19 protein-coding genes are annotated in these 18,049 nt (G+C 61.1%); 3 read left to right on the forward strand and 16 right to left on the reverse strand.

Going from position 1 to position 18,049, the window contains the following annotated elements; translation table 11 throughout:
• Nucleotides 1-27 precede the first annotated feature (27 nt).
• From H9C73_RS01205 to H9C73_RS01230, 6 genes are read right to left on the reverse strand one after another with little or no spacing between them, the layout of a single operon-like run.
• Nucleotides 28-1,416, reverse strand: coding sequence for an FAD/NAD(P)-dependent oxidoreductase (locus tag H9C73_RS01205; RefSeq protein ID WP_209285944.1), 1,389 nt, complete (start codon nucleotides 1,414-1,416; stop codon nucleotides 28-30).
• The gene (locus H9C73_RS01210) at nucleotides 1,413-1,748 is read right to left on the reverse strand and encodes a (2Fe-2S)-binding protein (protein ID WP_209285945.1); all 336 of its coding nucleotides are present in this window, start codon (nucleotides 1,746-1,748) and stop codon (nucleotides 1,413-1,415) included. The genes H9C73_RS01205 and H9C73_RS01210 overlap by 4 nt, the downstream gene beginning before the upstream one ends.
• The gene (locus H9C73_RS01215) at nucleotides 1,732-2,847 is read right to left on the reverse strand and encodes an NAD(P)/FAD-dependent oxidoreductase (RefSeq protein ID WP_209285946.1); all 1,116 of its coding nucleotides are present in this window, start codon (nucleotides 2,845-2,847) and stop codon (nucleotides 1,732-1,734) included. Before H9C73_RS01215 ends, H9C73_RS01210 begins: the two co-directional genes overlap by 17 nt.
• A 55-nt stretch (nucleotides 2,848-2,902) precedes the next feature.
• Entirely contained in the window at nucleotides 2,903-3,901 is a 999-nt protein-coding gene (gene dctP / locus H9C73_RS01220) for a TRAP transporter substrate-binding protein DctP (RefSeq protein WP_209285947.1), read from the reverse strand.
• A 34-nt stretch (nucleotides 3,902-3,935) separates the two neighbouring features.
• On the reverse strand, nucleotides 3,936-5,234 hold the full coding sequence (locus H9C73_RS01225) for a TRAP transporter large permease (RefSeq protein WP_209285948.1): 1,299 nt from the start codon (nucleotides 5,232-5,234) through the stop codon (nucleotides 3,936-3,938).
• Complete coding sequence (locus tag H9C73_RS01230; RefSeq protein ID WP_010324777.1) at nucleotides 5,231-5,791, reverse strand: TRAP transporter small permease; 561 nt, start codon at nucleotides 5,789-5,791, stop codon at nucleotides 5,231-5,233. The genes H9C73_RS01225 and H9C73_RS01230 overlap by 4 nt, the downstream gene beginning before the upstream one ends.
• Nucleotides 5,792-5,938: 147 nt before the next feature.
• On the opposite strand from H9C73_RS01230, the gene H9C73_RS01235 reads away from it, so the two are divergent.
• Nucleotides 5,939-6,874, forward strand: a complete 936-nt coding sequence (locus H9C73_RS01235) for a LysR substrate-binding domain-containing protein (protein WP_209285949.1) — start codon at nucleotides 5,939-5,941, stop codon at nucleotides 6,872-6,874.
• On the opposite strand, the gene H9C73_RS01240 is transcribed toward H9C73_RS01235, so the two are convergent.
• Nucleotides 6,785-7,501: a 2'-5' RNA ligase family protein gene (locus H9C73_RS01240; protein ID WP_209285950.1), complete on the reverse strand. Its 717-nt coding sequence runs from the start codon at nucleotides 7,499-7,501 to the stop codon at nucleotides 6,785-6,787. The genes H9C73_RS01235 and H9C73_RS01240 overlap by 90 nt on opposite strands.
• Nucleotides 7,502-7,551: 50 nt before the next feature.
• Between H9C73_RS01240 and H9C73_RS01245 the strand changes: the two genes are divergently transcribed.
• Nucleotides 7,552-8,808, forward strand: coding sequence for a DUF3422 domain-containing protein (locus tag H9C73_RS01245; RefSeq protein ID WP_236013997.1), 1,257 nt, complete (start codon nucleotides 7,552-7,554; stop codon nucleotides 8,806-8,808).
• Between the two features lie 9 nt (nucleotides 8,809-8,817).
• Here H9C73_RS01245 and H9C73_RS01250 read toward each other — a convergent pair whose 3' ends face one another.
• Together H9C73_RS01250 and H9C73_RS01255 are read right to left on the reverse strand one after the other, a co-directional pair.
• Entirely contained in the window at nucleotides 8,818-9,342 is a 525-nt protein-coding gene (locus tag H9C73_RS01250; protein ID WP_209285951.1) for a gamma carbonic anhydrase family protein, read from the reverse strand.
• Nucleotides 9,343-9,435: 93 nt separating this feature from the next.
• Nucleotides 9,436-11,094 carry a thiamine pyrophosphate-dependent enzyme gene (locus tag H9C73_RS01255; protein WP_209285952.1) on the reverse strand — a complete coding sequence of 553 codons (1,659 nt, stop codon included), beginning with the start codon at nucleotides 11,092-11,094 and terminating at the stop codon, nucleotides 9,436-9,438.
• 423 nt (nucleotides 11,095-11,517) lie between these two features.
• Between H9C73_RS01255 and H9C73_RS01260 the strand changes: the two genes are divergently transcribed.
• On the forward strand, nucleotides 11,518-11,958 hold the full coding sequence (locus H9C73_RS01260; RefSeq protein ID WP_209285953.1) for a DUF1810 domain-containing protein: 441 nt from the start codon (nucleotides 11,518-11,520) through the stop codon (nucleotides 11,956-11,958).
• Here the strand turns inward: H9C73_RS01260 and H9C73_RS01265 are convergent, their stop codons facing one another.
• The 7 genes from H9C73_RS01265 to H9C73_RS01295 all read right to left on the reverse strand — a co-directional run bounded on the left by H9C73_RS01265 (nucleotide 11,959) and on the right by H9C73_RS01295 (nucleotide 18,047).
• On the reverse strand, nucleotides 11,959-12,720 hold the full coding sequence (locus H9C73_RS01265; protein ID WP_209285954.1) for an ABC transporter permease: 762 nt from the start codon (nucleotides 12,718-12,720) through the stop codon (nucleotides 11,959-11,961).
• Nucleotides 12,717-13,652: an ABC transporter ATP-binding protein gene (locus H9C73_RS01270; protein WP_209285955.1), complete on the reverse strand. Its 936-nt coding sequence runs from the start codon at nucleotides 13,650-13,652 to the stop codon at nucleotides 12,717-12,719. The genes H9C73_RS01265 and H9C73_RS01270 overlap by 4 nt, the downstream gene beginning before the upstream one ends.
• A 121-nt stretch (nucleotides 13,653-13,773) precedes the next feature.
• Nucleotides 13,774-14,436: an anthranilate synthase component II gene (locus tag H9C73_RS01275; RefSeq protein ID WP_209285956.1), complete on the reverse strand. Its 663-nt coding sequence runs from the start codon at nucleotides 14,434-14,436 to the stop codon at nucleotides 13,774-13,776.
• A complete protein-coding gene (locus H9C73_RS01280) occupies nucleotides 14,433-15,824 on the reverse strand; it encodes an anthranilate synthase component I family protein (RefSeq protein WP_209285957.1) in 1,392 nt (463 codons plus the stop codon). The genes H9C73_RS01275 and H9C73_RS01280 overlap by 4 nt, the downstream gene beginning before the upstream one ends.
• The gene (locus H9C73_RS01285) at nucleotides 15,821-16,075 is read right to left on the reverse strand and encodes a Trp family transcriptional regulator (protein ID WP_209285958.1); all 255 of its coding nucleotides are present in this window, start codon (nucleotides 16,073-16,075) and stop codon (nucleotides 15,821-15,823) included. The genes H9C73_RS01280 and H9C73_RS01285 overlap by 4 nt, the downstream gene beginning before the upstream one ends.
• Before the next feature lie 67 nt (nucleotides 16,076-16,142).
• The gene (locus tag H9C73_RS01290; protein WP_209285959.1) at nucleotides 16,143-16,526 is read right to left on the reverse strand and encodes a hypothetical protein; all 384 of its coding nucleotides are present in this window, start codon (nucleotides 16,524-16,526) and stop codon (nucleotides 16,143-16,145) included.
• 78 nt (nucleotides 16,527-16,604) lie between these two features.
• Nucleotides 16,605-18,047, reverse strand: a complete 1,443-nt coding sequence (locus tag H9C73_RS01295; RefSeq protein WP_407944002.1) for a dihydrolipoyl dehydrogenase — start codon at nucleotides 18,045-18,047, stop codon at nucleotides 16,605-16,607.
• Between the last annotated feature and the right edge of the window lie 2 nt (nucleotides 18,048-18,049).

The following is an 18,049-nucleotide window of genomic DNA, read 5'->3' on the forward strand; positions in this document are numbered from 1 at the left end:
TAGTTCCTGTTGGGTTGGGTTTAACAATTATTTGTGCAGATCTGCCAGCTCACCCAGCGTGAGCGGCTTAATCGGCATGCGGATCTGATAGTAACCGACCTCGTCGACGGGCACACCCCGTCGCTCGGCAATGACCTGGGAAACTGTCAGGCCACAGAGACGTCCCTGGCAGGGGCCCATGCCGCTGCGACAGAACGCCTTGGTCTGGTTGGGGCCCCGGCAGCCTTCGTCCACCATCTGGCGCAGCTCCCCGGCGCTGACCTCTTCACAGCGGCAGACCAGTGTCTCGTCCGCAGGCGAGAGAAAGCTGCGTGCCGGCTGGTAGAGCGCATCCAGAAAGGGACGAATGGCTCGTTCCCTGGCCAGATCCTTGAGGGCCGGGCGTGCCTGCTCATCCCGTTGGGTGGTGCTCAAACGGTTCAACTGGCGGGCTACTTCCAGCGCTACCAGCGTACCGGCCTGCTCGGCCGCCTTGGCACCAGCAATGCCGGCACTGTCACCGGAGATGAAGACCCCTTCGCGGGAGGTTTCGCCCCAGTCGTTGGTCACCGGATGCCAGCACTGCTGCAGTTCGTGCCAGCGGTGTTCCAGCCCCAGTGCGCGGCTGAGCTGCACATTGGGGACAACGCCCTGATGGACCAGCAGTGACTGGGCCGGCAGGCGATGGGTCGCATTATCGGCGTGGAACTGGACTTGATGCAGGCGGCCCTCTTCATTAGCCAGCGCCCTCAGGTCAGACACCTGTGCGAAGCGCTGGATACCGGCCTGCTTGAGTTCGCGCAACAGGCCCAGACCTTTCCACAACAGGGGCAGGTTGCGCAGGGCACCCGGCAAATGGGGCAGTGCGTCCAGCTGGTGACCGGCCGGCGTGGTATCCAGCACCGCCTCAATCGCAACGCCGGCACGGTGCAGCTGAGCCGCAATCAGCAGCAGCAGAGGTCCGCTGCCCGCCAGCACCAGCGGCTGTGAGGGCACCAGACCACTGGACTTGAGCAGGATCTGGGCGGCACCACAGGTCATCACGCCCGGCAGTGTCCAGCCCGGGAAGGGCACGGGGCGCTCCTGAGCACCGGTGGCCAGCAGGATGCGCTGAGCGTGAATGCGGGTGCTGCCCTCGGGGCTGGATGCACAGAGGGTGTGGTCGTCATCCAGTGCCCAGACTGTCGTGCCGGGGCGGTATTCGATACGCGAATGATCCAGATCGCGTACCAGTGTTTCGCCGTGGTAGTAGTCCGGGCCCAGAATGCGGCGGTCTTCCGGCGCCGGGCGGCGGATGCTGCGGTAGATCTGGCCACCGGGGGCCGGTTGCTCGTCCAGCAGTACCACACTCAGGTCCTGTGCGGCAGCGGTTCGTGCCGCCGCCATGCCGGCCGGACCCGCGCCCACAATGGCGAGATCGTAAGTGTCAGAGTTCATGACTGCCTGTCCTCATGGGTAACCGGTTCAGCGTGGCGCGCGCCCTGCTGGCGACGAATCTGCATGCCGGGGCGCACTTCTGTCATACAGCCCTGCACATTTTCCGTGCCGTCAATTTCCAGCAGGCACTCGAAGCAAACGCCCATCATGCAGTAGGGGGCGCGTGGGCTGTTGTTGACCGGGGTCGAGCGCGAGGGCACCAGTCCGGCTGCCAGTACGGCCGCGGCCGCGCTGTCTCCGGCGCGCACCTGAATCGGCTGGCCATCCACTTCAACCTCGACCCATTCGGCCGCCCCGGTTTCGATGCGAGGAAACTCAGAAGCGTTGGGCATTGAACACCTCCAACGGCAGATCGGTTTGATCGGTGGCAATCCAGTCGGCCAGTGGCCCTGCGTGGAATGCCCCCAGGGTGACGCCGCTGTGGCAGGTCACCAGATAGGCGCCCGGGTATTGTTCGGACGCCTGATACAAGGGGTAGCCATCTGCGGTCATGATGCGCAGGGCGCCCCAGGCGCGGACCATGCGCAGGCCGCGCAGAATCGGGAACATGCGGGTGGCGCGGTCGGCAATCTGCGCCATCACCTCGGTGGTGGTGCCACTGTCGAAGCCCACGTCCTCCTTGGAGTCGCCGACCTGAATGGTGCCTTCGCCGGTCTGACGCACGTGTCCCGTGGGGTAGTGCAGGAAGGGGCGCACCCGTTCCGCGATCAGGACCTGACCCCGGTTCGGAAACACCGGCGCGTCCAGGCCCACCATCGGTGCCAGCGTCCGGTTCCCCAGCCCGGCGCTGAGGACCACTTTCTGACACTGCCATTCCCCCTCGGGGGTCTGGATCTTGAATCCCTGAGCGAGCGGGGTAATCGACTCCACTCGACCGCTGTTGGCGATTTGACCGCCGTGCTTGAGAAACGCCTCGGTCAGCGCACGCATCAACTTGAGCGGGTTTACGTGTCCGTCTTCCGGGCACCAGGTGGCGCCTGCCACTTCCGGTCCGGCTTCGGGGATGAAATCACGTACCTGTTGCAGGTCCAGACGTTCAAACGGGTAGTCGCCGCCCGCCGCCTCGCGCATGCGCAACAGCATGGCTTCACGGTCGGCCACTTCCTGCTCGGTCAGAGACAGATACAGCCCGCCGCGTTGCTGCAGCTCGACATCGATCCCCGTGTCTTCGCGCAGCCGGCTGGCCAGATCGGACCAGAGACGTGCCGACAGACGTGAGATCTGCGCATACTCGGGCAGGGTGTCGCCCTTGCCCTGTACCCAGACCAGACCGAAGTTGCCGCGGGACGCCCGCAGCGCCACGTCAGCCTCATCGAGGATGGTGACGTTCAGGCCGTGCCGCTGCAGTCCCAGTGCGGTGGCCAGCCCCACAAGGCCGCCTCCGATCAGGCAAAGGTCTGCTGTGCGGGCACTGTGATGAGTCGCCTGCATGGATACTTACCTTCTGAAAAATACGGAGCCCGACCGGCGGCCGGGCTCGGGGGAGTTACTTCATTACGCGGTCAAGCACGTCGGTCGCCCAGCCGGCACCGATGTCGTTGATCACTTCCGGCCATACCTGCTTGCGCACGATCTCGGCGGTTTTGTTGATCTGCTCATCCGACACCGGCAGGATGGTGGCACCCGCCTCTTCCAGCAGTTTCTCGTTACGGGCCTGATCGCCGCGTGCGGTTTCCCAACGGGCCGATTCAAACTGCTCGGCAGCCGCATTCAGTGCCGCCTGCTGCTCCTCATCCAGTTCGCTGTAGATCTCTTCGTTGATCAGCAGGTACCACATTTCAAAATGGGTGTTCAGCGGCAGGTAGTACTTGGTCACGTCGCGGAAAGAGGCGTAGTACCCTTCGGCGCCGGACCCCATGACGCCATCCACAACGCCGGTCTGTACGGCGGTGAACGCTTCAGAGAAGGGCAGCGGCGAGCCGATGAAACCGATGTTGTCAGCGGTCAGCTGGAAGGTCTTGATCGGCGGTACACGCAGTTTGGCACCCTTGTCGGCGGTCGGATCGGCCGCATTGGGCACTTCCTGGTTCAGGGCGATGCCACCGAAGTAGACCGGCCAGGCACCCAGTACGCGGATGTTCTGCTTGGCGTAGAGCTCGGACACCACGTCACGCATGGGGGAGCCTTTGGCGAATACACGCTCGGCATCGTCCCAGTTCTTCACCAGGTAAGGCATGTAGACCAGCTGGAAGCGCTTGTCGGCACCGGAGGCCGGCGGCTGTACGGCCATGTCGATGGCACCCAGACCGACACGTTCCTGTACCACGGTGTAATCACCCAGAGCGCTGGCCGGGAAGATCTTGACCTTGATCTCGCCATCGGTTGCCGCACTCACCTGATCGGCGAAACGGGTCGCGTCAACGTCAATCGCGGTGTCCTGAGGACGCACGTGCGACAGTTTCAGCGTGGCGGCTTCCGCCATGGTGGTGATAGATGCTGACAGGGCTGCGGCCAGAGCCGCGGTTTTGAACAGGGACTTTTTCATTGTTATCTCCTGGTTTCGTGAGTCGAGCGGTAGATCAGTAACCGAACAGGCCGGGCAGGAACTCGGACAGATCGGGCCATACGGAAACAAGCACAACCACCGGGATGTAGCCGAACAGGATCAGCATCATGGCCGGCTTGACCACCTCGGTGAACTTGACCTTGCCGATACGGGCACCAAGGTACAGGATGCTGGCGTACGGCGGTGTCACACCCCCCATGGCTGTATTCACACCCATGATGGCGGCGAACTGGATCGGGCTGACGCCCAGTGCTGACATCAGCGGCAGCAGCAGCGGAGCGGTCAGAATGATGGCGGTGATGTCGTTCACCACCATGCCGATACCGAACAGGAACAGGTTGATGAGGATCAGCAGCACCACCTTGTTTTCGGTGATGGCGAAGATGGAATCCACCAGTGCCTGCGGAATGCCTTCGAGCACGTAGATCTGGCTCAGCATCAGGCTGAACAGAATCATGATCAGGATGGAGCCGACCGCGGTGGCGGATTCCTTGCCGGATTCCAGCAGGGTCTTCCAGGTCAGGCCGCGGTAGATCATGAAGCCGACCGGCAGGGCGTAGATTACGGCCACGGCAGCGGCTTCGGTCGGCGTCATGATGCCGCCGTAGATACCGCCCAGAATGATCACGGGCATCAGCAGTGCGGGCAGCGCATTAAAGGTCCGCTTGCCGGCTTCGCGCATCAGTTTGTCGAACGGCAGCTTTTGATCGAGGATCAGCGGGAACTTGCGCGATACCACCAGGTTGACGATGGAGAAGTTGAACATGATCAGCAGGCCCGGGCCGAGTGTGGCCAGGAAGCAGGCGAGGATCGAGGTATCCGTCACCCAGCCATAGACGATCATGGTCACGCTGGGCGGAATCAGCAGACCCAGAATGGAGGAGTTGGCGATCAGGGCCGTGGCATAGGCACGGGGATAGCCCTTGGCTTCCATTTCGGGGATCAGCAACGGGCCGATGGCCGCCACACCGGTCAGGCCACTGCCGGAGATGGCACCGATAATGGCGCAGCTGATGGAGGCCACGACGCCGAGGCCACCGCGAACACGTCCCACGAAGACGTTGACGAAGTTCAACAGGCTGCCGGCTATGCCGCTGACACTCATGATGGTGCCGGCGAAGACGAACAGTGGAATCGCGAGCAGAACCGGGTTGGTGAGCTGGCTGAAGCCCCAGAGCATCATGCCGCGCATGGTGGCTTCACCCACCAGGGTCATCACCATCAGGCCCGCACCGAAACAGTAGGGCAGGGGGACACCCAGAGTCAGCAGAATGACCAGTACCGCGAAGGCAAGCAGTGCAATCTCAATCATCGTTTGGATTCCTCATGTGCGTCGGAGAGCACCTGAAATTCCTGAACTTCGGGTGTTTCGGGGTAGTCGTCATCCACAGGATGATCCGGTGTCTTGCGCCAGCCCAGCAGGAAGGCGATGTTGCGCCAGAAGTGCCAGGCGGTGAACAGGGTCATCAGCACCAGGCCGATAAACAGCGCGGATTCGTAGGTGAAGGTCGGGATGTAGAGGGTGGGGGTTTCCTTCCAGACCCGCAGGGCGTAGCTGAAATATTTCCAGGCCCAGAGGGTCATCCAGACCGAGACGATGATGCTGATCAGGTCCGAGATCGCCAGCAGCACGGCACGGCTGCGGTCGGTCTTGAGGAAGATCTCCAGCACGTTGGCACGAATCTGGGTATCTTCACGGGACGCATTGACGCTGCCAAGAATGTAGAGCCAGATGGTGGGGATGACGGCCATCTCTTCCAGCCCCATGACGGGAAGCTCGAAGATATAACGCGTCAGCACCTGCACAAACTGGAACAGCGCAACCAGACTGATCAGAGCGGTCAGTACATAACGGAACAGACGTTCCATAAGCGTTCTCCGGTTATAATTATTATTTGCCCTTAGGCAATGTGTGACTATGGATGAAATCTTGGGGATTTCATGCGATAACATCAAATCGTTTGTTTGTATTAATTGATAATATGATGTTATCAAGTTGTCGCAGGAGGAGGGGATGTGGCCAAGCTGACCTATCGACAGATCGAGGCGTTTCGGGCCGTCATGATCAGTGGCACCACCAGCGGTGCAGCGAACATTCTCTATATCTCCCAGCCCGCTGTCAGCCGTTTGCTGAGTGATTTCGAGGACACCGTGGGCGTGCAGATGTTCGAGCGCCACAAGCGCCGCCTTGTCCCCACCCCGGAAGCCCGTTTTTTTTACGAGGAAGTGGAGCGCGCCTTCGTCTCGCTGGAACAGCTCTCGCGCGCGGCCGAAGAGCTTCGTGGGCTGCATCTGGGCTCGCTGAGGATCGCTTCCATGCCGGCGGCGTCAGTGGAGTTTCTGCCGGCGGTGGCACGCCGGTTCAGTGACGAGCATCCGAATGTCTCTCTCAGCCTTCAGGTTCGCAGTACCCAGCAGGTGGTGGATCTGGTCGCCAGTCAGGACTTTGACATGGGGGTGATCTCGGCTATTCATCTGACCGATTCGGCGATCGAGGAAGAGAGCCTGGCCAGCAGCGCCATGGTCTGTGTGCTGCCGCAGGGGCATGCGCTGGCCGACAAGGAGGTGATTACGCCTCAGGATCTGGAAGATGAAGTCTTTATCAGCCTGGGGTCGGAGCAGGACCTGCGCTACAAGATCGACAATGTGTTTGATCAGGCCGGTGTGTCGCGTCAGCAACTGATTGATACCCAGCTGCACTACGCCGCGTGTGCCTTTGTGCTGGCGGGCAACGGCGTTTCCATCGTCGACCCGATTACGGCGCTGCACTACCGCCGCCTTGGCATCGTCGTCAAGCGTTTTGCTCCGCGCATCGACTACCGCTATTCCATCATATTTCCGCGCCACCGGGCGCGCTCCGCGTTAACCCGTGCCTTTGTCAGCCTGTTGGCCAGCGAGCTGGAAGACCTGTCTCGTACCTCGGAAGGACTGTTGGAGCTGAGCCCCCGCTGACGGGGCTTCTGCTCTGTCAGCCAATATCACCGTCTTTTTTATCCACAAGCGGCCCTGAACCTCCCGGGTGCGGTAATAACACAGGTGTAACCGGTCCAGCCGCAGTGGGGGCAGCCTGAGCGCATCGCTGCTGAGCTGATTCAACGCCGTGTGAATGGGCGCCAGTGGATAAGTCTCCCGGTAGAAACCCAGCGTGATATGGGGCTGATAGCGGGCCGGTGGCGAGTCCTCGCAGAACACCTGACTCAGCCGGCTCCGCAGCCGGTTCAGTTGACCGTTCGGGTCTGTCAGTCCAAGCCAGGGGGCGGTGGAAAAAGTGGATAACGCCGAGGGTGTTAATAACACTGGGGATAGACTGTATAACTCCAGTGACTGGATCTGTGCAGCCAGCATCGCCTCGAGGTTTGATTTCTTATCCACAAGCCCGGCAGCAAACAGGGTGATATGCGGCTGGCGCTGATAACTCGGGTGCAGCCAGGGGGACAGCGCAGACTGCGCTCTGTGAATAAACGTGATCCACGCGGGGTCTTCGACCGGCAGGCACCACACCGCGTAATGCTCGATGCCTCCGTGCCATTGGGGACAGTCGTCAAGGCTGACGGCAAGGGTCTGGTTGGGCTGGTCCATGGTATGCTGGGATGATTCCGCCGTTGCTGCCGTTGATTGGAGCCCGCAGTATGCATGACCACTCCTTGCGTGACCAAATTGTGGCCGAAGTCCACGCCCGCCCGTTTCAGAAGCTCCACGCGCCACTGGCGCTGTCGCACAAGGCGATCCTCTATGACGGCGCCACAGAGCATGAGGTGAATCGGGCCGTCCGTCAGTTGGCTGCGGATTGGCAGCTTCCCGCACCGGAACAGGACGAAGGGTTTTTCTTTACCCGCAATGCCCGCCATGCGCTTCGGTTCGAGCCCCACAGCGAGTTTTACAGTCTGACCCTCTACGCACTGGAAACCCTTGCCATTCCGCACTGGGGTGAGACAGAGCGGGCCGCCCTGCCGGGCGCTTACCTGTGCGGCGTTGAGGTGGTGTGCCAGCCCGTTGTGGAGACGGAGGCGGCGCTTGAGGCACTGCTCACGGAGCACTTCGGTGATCATCAGGTGTCGGGCAGCTCGGTCATGGGCGCTGCCGGTCGCGTGTATACGGACTTTCGGGAACGCCCCGACAGCCGCATGAGCCGGGTGCTGGTGCTGCAGCACCCCAAAATGATCGAGTATCGCTGTGGCCGTCTGTTGCAGCGGGTTTGCGAGATTGAAACCTATCGTCACATGGCCCTGCTGGGGCTGCCGTTGAGCGCCGAGGTGATGCCGGAAGTGACGCGGCTGGATCAGTCGCTGGCGGAAACGGTGGCATCGATTGCCGAGGCGCGACAGGAGCCGGCCGAGCTGGTGCACCAGTTGATGCAGCAGGCGGCACGGGTGGAAGACCTGTCAGCCCGCAGTGCCAACCGACTGGCGGCTTCTGAAGCCTACTTCGCGCTGTTGTACAGCCGGATCGAAGAGCTGCGCGAGGAGCGTCTGGAAGGCATTCAGACCATCGAGCAGTTCATGGATCGACGGCTGGACCCGGCACGACGGACCTGCCGGACCACCGGCGAGCGGGTGGAGCGGCTGTCGAAACGGATCGCACGCTCCACCGATCTGATTCGCTCGCAGGTCGATCTGTCCATCGAGGGCCAGAACAAGAACCTGCTGGAGGGGCTGAACAAGCGGGCGCGGCGGCAGATCCGCATGCAGGCGAAGCTGGAAAGCTTCACGGTCATTGTGGTGACCTACTATGCGTTCGACCTGATCGACCGCACCCTGCGCAATCTGCTGGGCGACACCGAGCTGGAGCGTCAGCTTTCACTGGGCCTGAGCCTGCTGGTGCCGCTGCTGGCGGTGGGGCTGTTCTGGTATCTGCGCCGCCTGCTCAAGGGCTATGACGACGAGTAGCCCGCTGGGTCAGTCGATGCGCTTGAGCTTGGCCGGGTATTCGCGCGCCTTGCCGATATAGGACTGGGCGTTGGCACGCAGCGCCTTGATCGCGTCGTCATCGAGCTGGCGTACCACCTTGGCCGGGCTGCCCAGAATCAGTGAGTTGTCCGGAAATTCCTTGCCCTCGGTGACCAGTGCGCCTGCGCCGATCAGACAGTTCTTGCCGATTTTGGCCCCGTTCAGAACCACCGCCTGAATGCCGATCAGCGAGTTATCCCCAATGCTGCAGCCGTGCAGCATCGCCTGATGGCCGATGGTCACATCCGCACCGACCTCCAGCGGAAAGCCAGGGTCCGTATGCAGCACGGCGCCGTCCTGCACGTTGCTGCCGCTGCCGATCGTGATCGGGTCATTATCCCCGCGCAGAACCGCCTGCGGCCAGATGCTGGCCCCCGCTTCCAGTGTAACGCGACCAATCAGCGTGGCCTGTTCGTGAACGTAGGCGTTGGCGTCCACCTCGGGGCGCTGGCCGTCATATTCGTAAATCGCCATGGTGCTCTCTTCTTATTGGAGTGAGTGGGCAGGGGAGCCGCGACCGGTGGGCCGGCCGGCTCCAAATGCCTGCATTCTAACGCATCCTGACGATCAGGCCGATTCCAGCGGTCCCTGCGGGTGAATGAAGGGCCAGGGGGAGCTTTCCAGGCCGCGCTCGGACTGGATTTCAATCAGGCAGGGCTCATCCAGGGCGATGCACTTCTCCAGCACCGGCTTCAGTGCCTGAGGACTGTCGACCCGGTAAGCCTGCACGCCAAAGCTTTCCGCCAGCTTCACAAAGTCCGGCGTCTTCAGCTCGGAGCCGCTGAACCGACTGCCAAAGCCCTGCTGCTGGTCGCGGCGCACATTGCCGTAGGAGTGGTTGTTGACCACGATGCTGACCAGTCCGATGTTGAACTCGGCCGCAGTCATCAACTCCTGCACGCCGAACATGAAGCCGCCATCACCACTGACGGACACCACCGCCCTGTCCGGGTTGGCCACTTTCACGCCCAGCGCGGTGGGGAAGCCGTATCCCAGCGTACCCTGATAGCCGCCTTCCACGTAGGTGCGGGGCTGATACACCGGCAGGCCCCCCACCCAGGTGGTAAAGCCCATTTGCGACAGCTCGGGCACATAGAAGCCGTCACGTGGCAGCACCTGGCGGATCACGTCCAGATAGGCCATCTGCGGCTGCACGCCTTGCAGGGCACTCCAGGCCCTGGCCTTGGCCGTTGCGATCTGCTCGGTGCGGTCCGGGTCGGGCGAGACCTTGTCCAGCAACTGATCATGCAGCGCCCGACAGACCTGGGCCGCGTCACCCAGGATGCCCAGATCCGGCGCGAAGATCTCCATCTGGTCCGGGTCGATATCGATGCGGATCAGCCGGGGGCCACTACTGGGGCGGCGTTCGTACTGCATGTAGTTGCCCCAGCGCAGGTAGGGCATCTCCAGCCGTGAGCCGATCCCGATCAACAGATCGCAGTCGTCCCACAACTGGCGAGCGGCCACGGCGGACAGGCCCAGCGGATGATCTTCCGATACCACGCCGCGGCCACTGCGGAAGGCCGTTACCGGTGCATTCAGCAGCTCCGCCAGAGCGGTCACTTCCTCGGAAGCGTGCAGGGCGCCGGCACCGCACATCAGCATGGGCTTGCGGGCCTTGGCGATCATATCCACCGCCGACTTGATCGAGTCAGGGCTGATATCGGGCTCAGGCATTCTGGTTGAGGCGCTGGCCGGTGCCGCAAAGGTGCCTTCGGTAGCCATGGTGTCCCAGCACATCTCCACGGTGACCGGACCCGGGCGGCCCGATTGCGCGGTGTCGAACGCACGGTTCATCACCTCAGCGGTTTGAGCCGGGTCATCGATGGTAAAGGCGTCCTTGGTGATCGATCTGAGCGTGCCGGCCTGATCCTTGAGTTCGTGCAGGTGGCCACGTCCCTTGCCCACAAAGGGGGTTGGCACCTGGCCGGTCAGCCCCACCACCGGGCTGCAGTTGCCCATGGCGGTACAGAGGGCGGCGGTGGTGTTGAGAATACCGGGGCCGGGCACCACTGCGAAGGTGCCGGTTTTGCCGGTGGATTTGGCATAGCCCATGGCCATGTAGGCCGCGCTCTGCTCGTGGCGGGGCACGATCAGGTTGAGGTCGTGTTTGTAGATGCCGTCGAACAGCGGGTAGATCTGGGCACCCGGAATGCCGAATACGGTGTCGACGCCGTTGGCTACGGCGGATTCAATCATGGCTTCGCCAGCCGTCATCAGTTTCATGGCGAGATACTCCTGTCAGGAAATGAACAAACCTGTTGTGAGAGATCTGGCCAGTGAACACGTCGCCCTTCAGGGGCCAACGCAGGTGCTATCGGGTGCGCAGGCAGGCAGCGTTCAGGCGTGCGTCAGGCACACTCAGCCGCAGCCAGCAGGCAGCAAAACAGTAACCGATTGAGCAATAGGAATCGGGCCAGATCAGTGAGAACTGATGGCCTGGGGCGGGGGGATGGCGATGCCACGGATGCTGCGCGACCAGTGCTGACCGATCGAAAGGCGCCAGTGGCTTATGTGCATGGAATGATGAGCCATGTCCTGCAACCTTAGAAACTAATGCACACAAGTTAACCTGTTTGTGATGATTTATCTACCCGGCTATAGATGTAGGAGTGACAGAAGCGGACTTCAAAAGTTGGAAGGTGGGCGATGGCGGTATCCGACCCGTTCAATCTGGAGCGTTTTGTAGAGGCGCAGGACGCGACCTATTCACAGGCACTGGCCGAGCTGAAGGCCGGGCGCAAGCGCGGTCACTGGATCTGGTACATCCTGCCGCAGCTGGCGGTGTTGGGCCGCAGCGGCATGGCCCGCCATTACGGGCTTTCCGGTGTCGAAGAGGCGCGGGCCTATCTGCAGCATCCGCTGCTGGGCGAGCGGCTGCGTGAGTGCTGTCGGGCGCTGCTGGCCGTAGAAGGGCGCAGTGCCCATGAAATGCTGGGCTCCCCGGACGATCTCAAGCTGCGCTCCTGTGCGACGCTGTTTGCACAGGTGGACGCGCCGGGCTCGGTGTTCGAACAGGTGCTGGAGAAGTATTACGAGGGCGAGCCTGATCCGCTTACCCTCGCTCACCTGACCTCATCGCATGACTGATCAGGGCTTGATGCGATAGCCGGTGCGGAAGATCCACCAGACCGTGGCGATGCAGATCAACAGGAATACCAGCGTCATGCCCAGGCTCACACCCATGTGTACGTCGGCCACGCCGTAAAAGGCCCAGCGAAAGCCGTTGATCAGATACACCACCGGGTTGAACAGGGTCAGGGTCTGCCAGGGCTCGGGCAGCATGTTGATCGAATAGAAGGCACCGCCGAGGAAGGTCAGTGGCGTTATCACCATCAGCGGAATCACCTGCAACTGCTGGAAGTCGTTGGCCCAGACCCCGATGATGAAACCGAACAGGCTGAAGGTCAGCGCGGTCAGCAGCAGGAAGGCCAGCATCCAGACCGGATGGGCGATGCTGTAATCCACGAACAGGCGTGCCGTCACCAGTATCAGGGTGCCGATAATCAGGGACTTGGTGGCTGCGGCCCCCACATAGCCTGCCAGAATTTCAAATGGCGAGACCGGCGCCGACAGCACCTCGTAGATGGTGCCGGAGAACTTCGGAAAGAAGATGCCGAAGGAGGCGTTGGAGATGCTTTCGCTCAGCAGTGACAGCATCAAAAGGCCGGGGATGATGAAGGCGCCGTAGCTGACCCCGTCGATCTCGCCCATGCGCGAACCGATGGCGGTGCCGAAAACGATGAAATAGAGCGATGTGGACAGCACCGGCGAGATCACGCTCTGCATCAGCGTGCGGCGGGTGCGGTTCATCTCGAACGTGTAGATCGCGCGAACGCCATTGAGGTTCATGCGGACTCCTCCGGTCGATGGACGAGACTGACGAAAATCTCCTCCAGTGAGCTTTGTTTGGACTGCAGGTCTTTCAGGTCGATACCCAGCTCCGACAGGCTGCGCAGCAGCTCGGCAATGCCACTGGTTTCATGGTGGGCATCGAAGGTGTAGGTGAGTTGAGTGCCCTCGTCATTCAGACTCAGGTTGTACTGACCGAGCGAGGCCGGCAGGGCATCCAGCGGGGTTTGCAGCATCAGGTAGAGCTGCTTTTGCCCAAGCTGCTGCATCAGCATTTCTTTCTCCTCCACCAGAATCAATTCCCCTCGGTTGATGACGCCGATGCGGTCCGCCATCTCCTCGGCTTCTTCGATGTAGTGGGTGGTGAGAATCACGGTGACACCGTTCTCGCGCAGCCCGCGCACCATCTCCCACATGTCGCGGCGCAGCTCCACGTCGACGCCGGCGGTGGGTTCATCCAGAAACAGAATGCTCGGTTCATGTGACAGGGCCTTGGCGATCATCACGCGCCGTTTCATCCCGCCGGACAGGGCGAGCATCTTGGCGTTGCGCTTGTCCCAGAGCGATAGCTGGCGCAGGACCTTCTCGATGTAGGCCGGGTCGGCCGGTTTGCCGAACAGGCCGCGGCTGAAGGACACCGTATCCCAGACGGTTTCAAAGGCGTCGGTGGTCAGTTCCTGGGGCACCAGACCGATCAGGCTGCGCGCCTGTCGGTAGTCCTGCACGATATCCATGCCATCGGCCAGCACGCGGCCGGCGCTGGCGTTGACGATGCCGCAGATAATGCTGATCAGGGTGGTTTTGCCGGCGCCGTTGGGACCCAGCAGCGCGAAAATCTCGCCGCGCCGGATCTCCAGGTCGATCGACTTCAGGGCGCTGAAGCCCGAGTCATAGGTCTTGCCGACACCCTGGATTTGAATAATGGGTTGCACGGGGGCTCCTTTCATCTGTTGAGAACAACCGGGTGTGTCTCAAGAGAGGAGTGTAGCGCGTTATCCTGTGTGAAGGGGCAGGGCGGTGGCACCGGCGGCAGATACACCGGTGCCGAAAGGGTCAGGCCTGAAACAGGAAGTTGGCAATCAGCTCCTTGCCGCCTTCGGTGGCAAAGGATTCCGGGTGGAACTGGATGCCGTGGATCGGATAATCACGGTGTTGTACGCCCATGATTTCAAACTCGCCACCCTGATGGATACGGGCATGGTCGGTGAAACTGTCCCGCGGCAGATCACCTACCACCGCCGTCACATCCAGACACGCCGGCAGGCTTTCCGCTTCGGCCATCAACGAGTGATAGCGCATGATCTCCAGTTGGTCCGGGGTGTTTGCGAACACGCCTTCGGCGGTGTGGCTGATCGGGCTTATCTTGCCGTGCATCGGCAGCGGTGCCTTCACCACCTTGCCGCCGAATACATGCACAATGCCCTGCATGCCCAGGCAAACACCCAGCAAAGGAATCTGCGGCCCCAGCTCGCGGATCACCTCGGCGCAGACGCCGAAGTATTCCGGATCTTCAGGGGAGCCCGGCCCCGGCGAGATGATGATGCGGTCCGGCACGGCCGCGCGCAGATCGGCCAGTGTCACCTCATCGTTGCGCTTGACCACAATCTCGAAGCTGTCGAGGCGACCCTGATGCTGTTCGGTACTCAGAATCTCGCCGATGTACTGGTAGAGGTTGTAGGTGAAGGAGTCGTAGTTGTCGATGATATAAATCTTCATGCCTTGGCCTCCGCCGCGAATTGATCCAGAACCTTCTTGGTGCCGGCGAACTTGCGCCGGATCTCTTCGTATTCGTCCTCCGGGTTGGAGTCATACACGTTGCCGCCGCAGGTCTGCACATAGGCGTTTTCGCCGTTGGCGAACACGGTGCGGATCGGGATGGCGAAGGTGCAGTCACCGTTGAACGAGAAGTGGCCCACGGCACCGCCGTAGGGGCCGCGACCATCGCATTCCAGATCGTCGATGATCTTCATCGCCTCGATCTTGGGCGCACCGGTCAGGGTACCGGCAGGGAAGTTGCTGGCCAGTGCCGAGAACATGTCGTGATCTTCGGAGATGATGCCGACAATCTCGCTGGAAATATGCTGTACGTGGCTGAACCGCTTGATATCCATCAGGCTGCGGACCTTCACGGTGCCGAAACGGGCCACGCGGCCGATGTCGTTGCGGTGCAGGTCCACGATCATGTTGTGCTCGGCGATCTCTTTCGGATCGTTCAGCAGGGCGCGGGCGTACTGGGTGTCTTCCACCTCGTTGGCACCGCGCTTGGTGGTCCCGGCCAGCGGGAAGGTCTCCATCTCGCCCTGGCGCAGGCGGAACAGCAGTTCGGGGCTGGCCCCGATCAGCTTCTGCTCGCCAAACTTGACGTAGTACATCTGCGGTGAGGGGTTCACTTCACGCAGTTGCTCGTACAGGTTGATGCTGTCGCCTTCCAGCCGGAAGCGCTTCTTGAAGCCCACCTCGCACTGGAAAATCTTGCCGTCGATGATGTCCTGCTTCACTTTCATCACCGCCGCCGCATGCTCCTCCTGAGTCATGGTTTCGCCCATCGGCGTTACTGTCAGCGGACCGTTTTCCACGGCGGGCTCGGCCAGGATCTGCTCGATCATCCCCATGCGGCTGTCATCGTAGTGGAAATAGATCACTTCGCCGGTCATCTTGTCGAGAATCAGACCATCCTTGAACACGCCGAAGCGGAACACGTCGAACATGTCGCTGTGCTGCAGATTGAGGCTCGGCTCGAAGTAGTTCATGCAATCGTAGCCGATATAACCGGTCAGACCACCGGCATACTTCCGCGAGATGATGTCCTGCGGCACGATCTCGCGCAGCAGGTAGTAGGGGTTCTCGCTGGCGTAGCTCTGCACCTCGCCGTCACGGTCCTGCACATGCAACTCGCCCTCGGTGGCCCAGAGGATCTGCTCCGGATCAAAGCCGATGATGGAGTGGCGCGAGATGAAGCTTTCCTCGCCCAGTGACTCCAGCATGAAGCAGTTGTCGAAGCGTTTCTCGATCTTCTTGAACAGGCCAAAGAAGTCGATGTCTGCCGCCAGCGTGACGTAATGCGGCTTGCGCGGCAGCTTGATGCGGGCCGGTTTCTGGCTCATGTTTGCCTCTGTTGCTGTTTGATCTTCAGGGCGCGTGCCCCGCGAGTGACGGTAGCGATGCCGACGCCGAGCTGTTTGGCAATCTCCCGCTGCGGCACACCGGCTTCCAGCATGCGCAGAATCTGCAGGCGATTGCAGACCTCGGTCAGTTCCGCCGGGGTCAGCAGGTAGCGCAGGGTATCTTCCATGTCGCTGCGATCCTGCCGTTCCAGCAGATGATCGAGCAGCTCGTTCAAGTGAGTTGTATTCATGTACTAGTACGGTATCACAACGCGAGCCGGGGTCAATTGATTTATGCGCCTCCCGGGATTGTGTGTCTTAGGGTCTGAGGGGCAGTTCGGGTTGGGTCCGGTCATCACCGCGCAGGGCACAAAATTCCTGTTTGCGACCGTCCCGATATAGGATCTGTACATTAAACCCCATGCCGGGAGTATGATTCAGTGCCAGGGTTCGGCTTTCACCCGGGGGCAGGCGGAAGGCCTGGATACGTGATTGGCTGGCAGCACTGCCGAAGTCGAGCTGAATCGACTCGATCATTTGTGTGCTGACGTTGTGAAACGTGACTTCCATGCCCAGTACCGGACGCGTCAGCTGACCACCCAACCAGCCTGTAGCCAGTGCCATCAGTGTGCTGAAGAAGAGGACTCGTCGAACAGAGGCATGCTTCAGGGCGATTTTGAGTGTCAGTGCGTTATTATCCATGTGTCACTTTGGGGGGAATGTTATGAACGGTTGATCGACCAGGCCGCGCGGGTGGCCGATCATGTGGGCATACGTCCTTCAAAGACGACTTTTCAGGTCCCTCAACAGGCTGCGAATCCCTTCTTCCAGCACCGGATGGTAGTAGGGCATCTGCAGCAGGTCCCGAACGCTGAGGCGTTGCTGTATCGCCCAGGCCAGAAGGTGTGCCAGATGTTCGGCATCCGGCCCCAGTATTTCGACTCCTAGCAGGGTGCCGCTTTCCTTTTCTGCCCAGACTTTCATCAGGCCGCGGTCCCGGCCCAGTACCTTGGCACGCGCCTGGTCGGCAAAATCGAACCTGGCTACGGCATAGTGATTGGTGTATTCCGCTTCGATGCGGGAAGGACGCAGGCCAACGGTTGCGATCTGCGGGTCCGAGAACACGATGGCCAGTGGCACGGTTCTGTGCCCCGGCTGGATCTCCGGCAGCAGGGCCGCGTTGCGACCGGCAATGGCCCCTTCATCAGAGGCCTCGTGCAGTAGTGGCAGGTCGTTGTTGGCGTCGCCGGCGATAAAGATGTGCTCAGCCGAGCATTGCAGTGTATGCGGGTCGAACCTGGGCACACCGTGGGTGTCCAGTTCCAGATCGGTGTGCTCCAGTCCAAGCTGGTCGACGTTGGGGCGGCGTCCTGTTGCGGCGAGCAGGTAGTCAAAGGTTTCGGTAACGGAGTCGCCGTCTGCAGTCTGGAAAGACACCTCCACTCCGATTTCGGTTTCTTGAATTGCAGTAACCTGTGCATCCGGGTCCAGCGGAAACTCCTGACCGAACTGTTCCAGTGCTGCCTGACGAATGGCTTCGTCTTCGATTGGGCCGATGGCGCCACCAATGCCGAACATGCGAACCCTTACGCCCAGTCGATGTAAGGCCTGTCCCAGCTCCAGCCCGATCACGCCGGGGCCGAATACTACGACCGATTGAGGCAGATCAGTCAGTTCAAACAGGTCATCGTTGACCAGCAGGCGCGTACCGGCAGCCTGTAACATGCGTGGCACGGACGGGCGGGACCCTGTCGCAATGACGATGCGCTCAGCCTCAATCTGTTCGCCTTCGGCTGTTTCAAGCAGATGGTTACCGGCGAAACGAACGGTCTGCTTGAGCTGATCCTCACCCGGAATGGATTCCATGCCTTTCAATACCTTGCCCACAAAGCGGTCACGCATCTGGCGCACACGCTGCATCACGCGTACGCCATCTACCTGAATTGTGCCGGCACTGACGCCGAGCCGGTCTGCATGCCGCATATGCCAGGCGCTGTCGGCGGCCGCGATCAACAGTTTGCTGGGTATGCAGCCAACGCGGGCGCAAGTGGTCCCCAGCGGGCCCGGATCAATCAGCAGCACCGAGTCCGTGTGTTGGCGGGCACTTCGATAGGCTGTCAGGCCGGCGCTGCCGGCACCGATAACGGCCACTGCTGTCCCATAAATGGCAGCAAATGAGAAAGCCTGAATCCAAGTGAGTAAAATGAGAGTGCGACCAAACACTC

Source organism: Marinobacterium alkalitolerans (assembly GCF_017776525.1).
Classification (GTDB): Bacteria; Pseudomonadota; Gammaproteobacteria; order Pseudomonadales; family Balneatricaceae; genus Marinobacterium; species Marinobacterium alkalitolerans.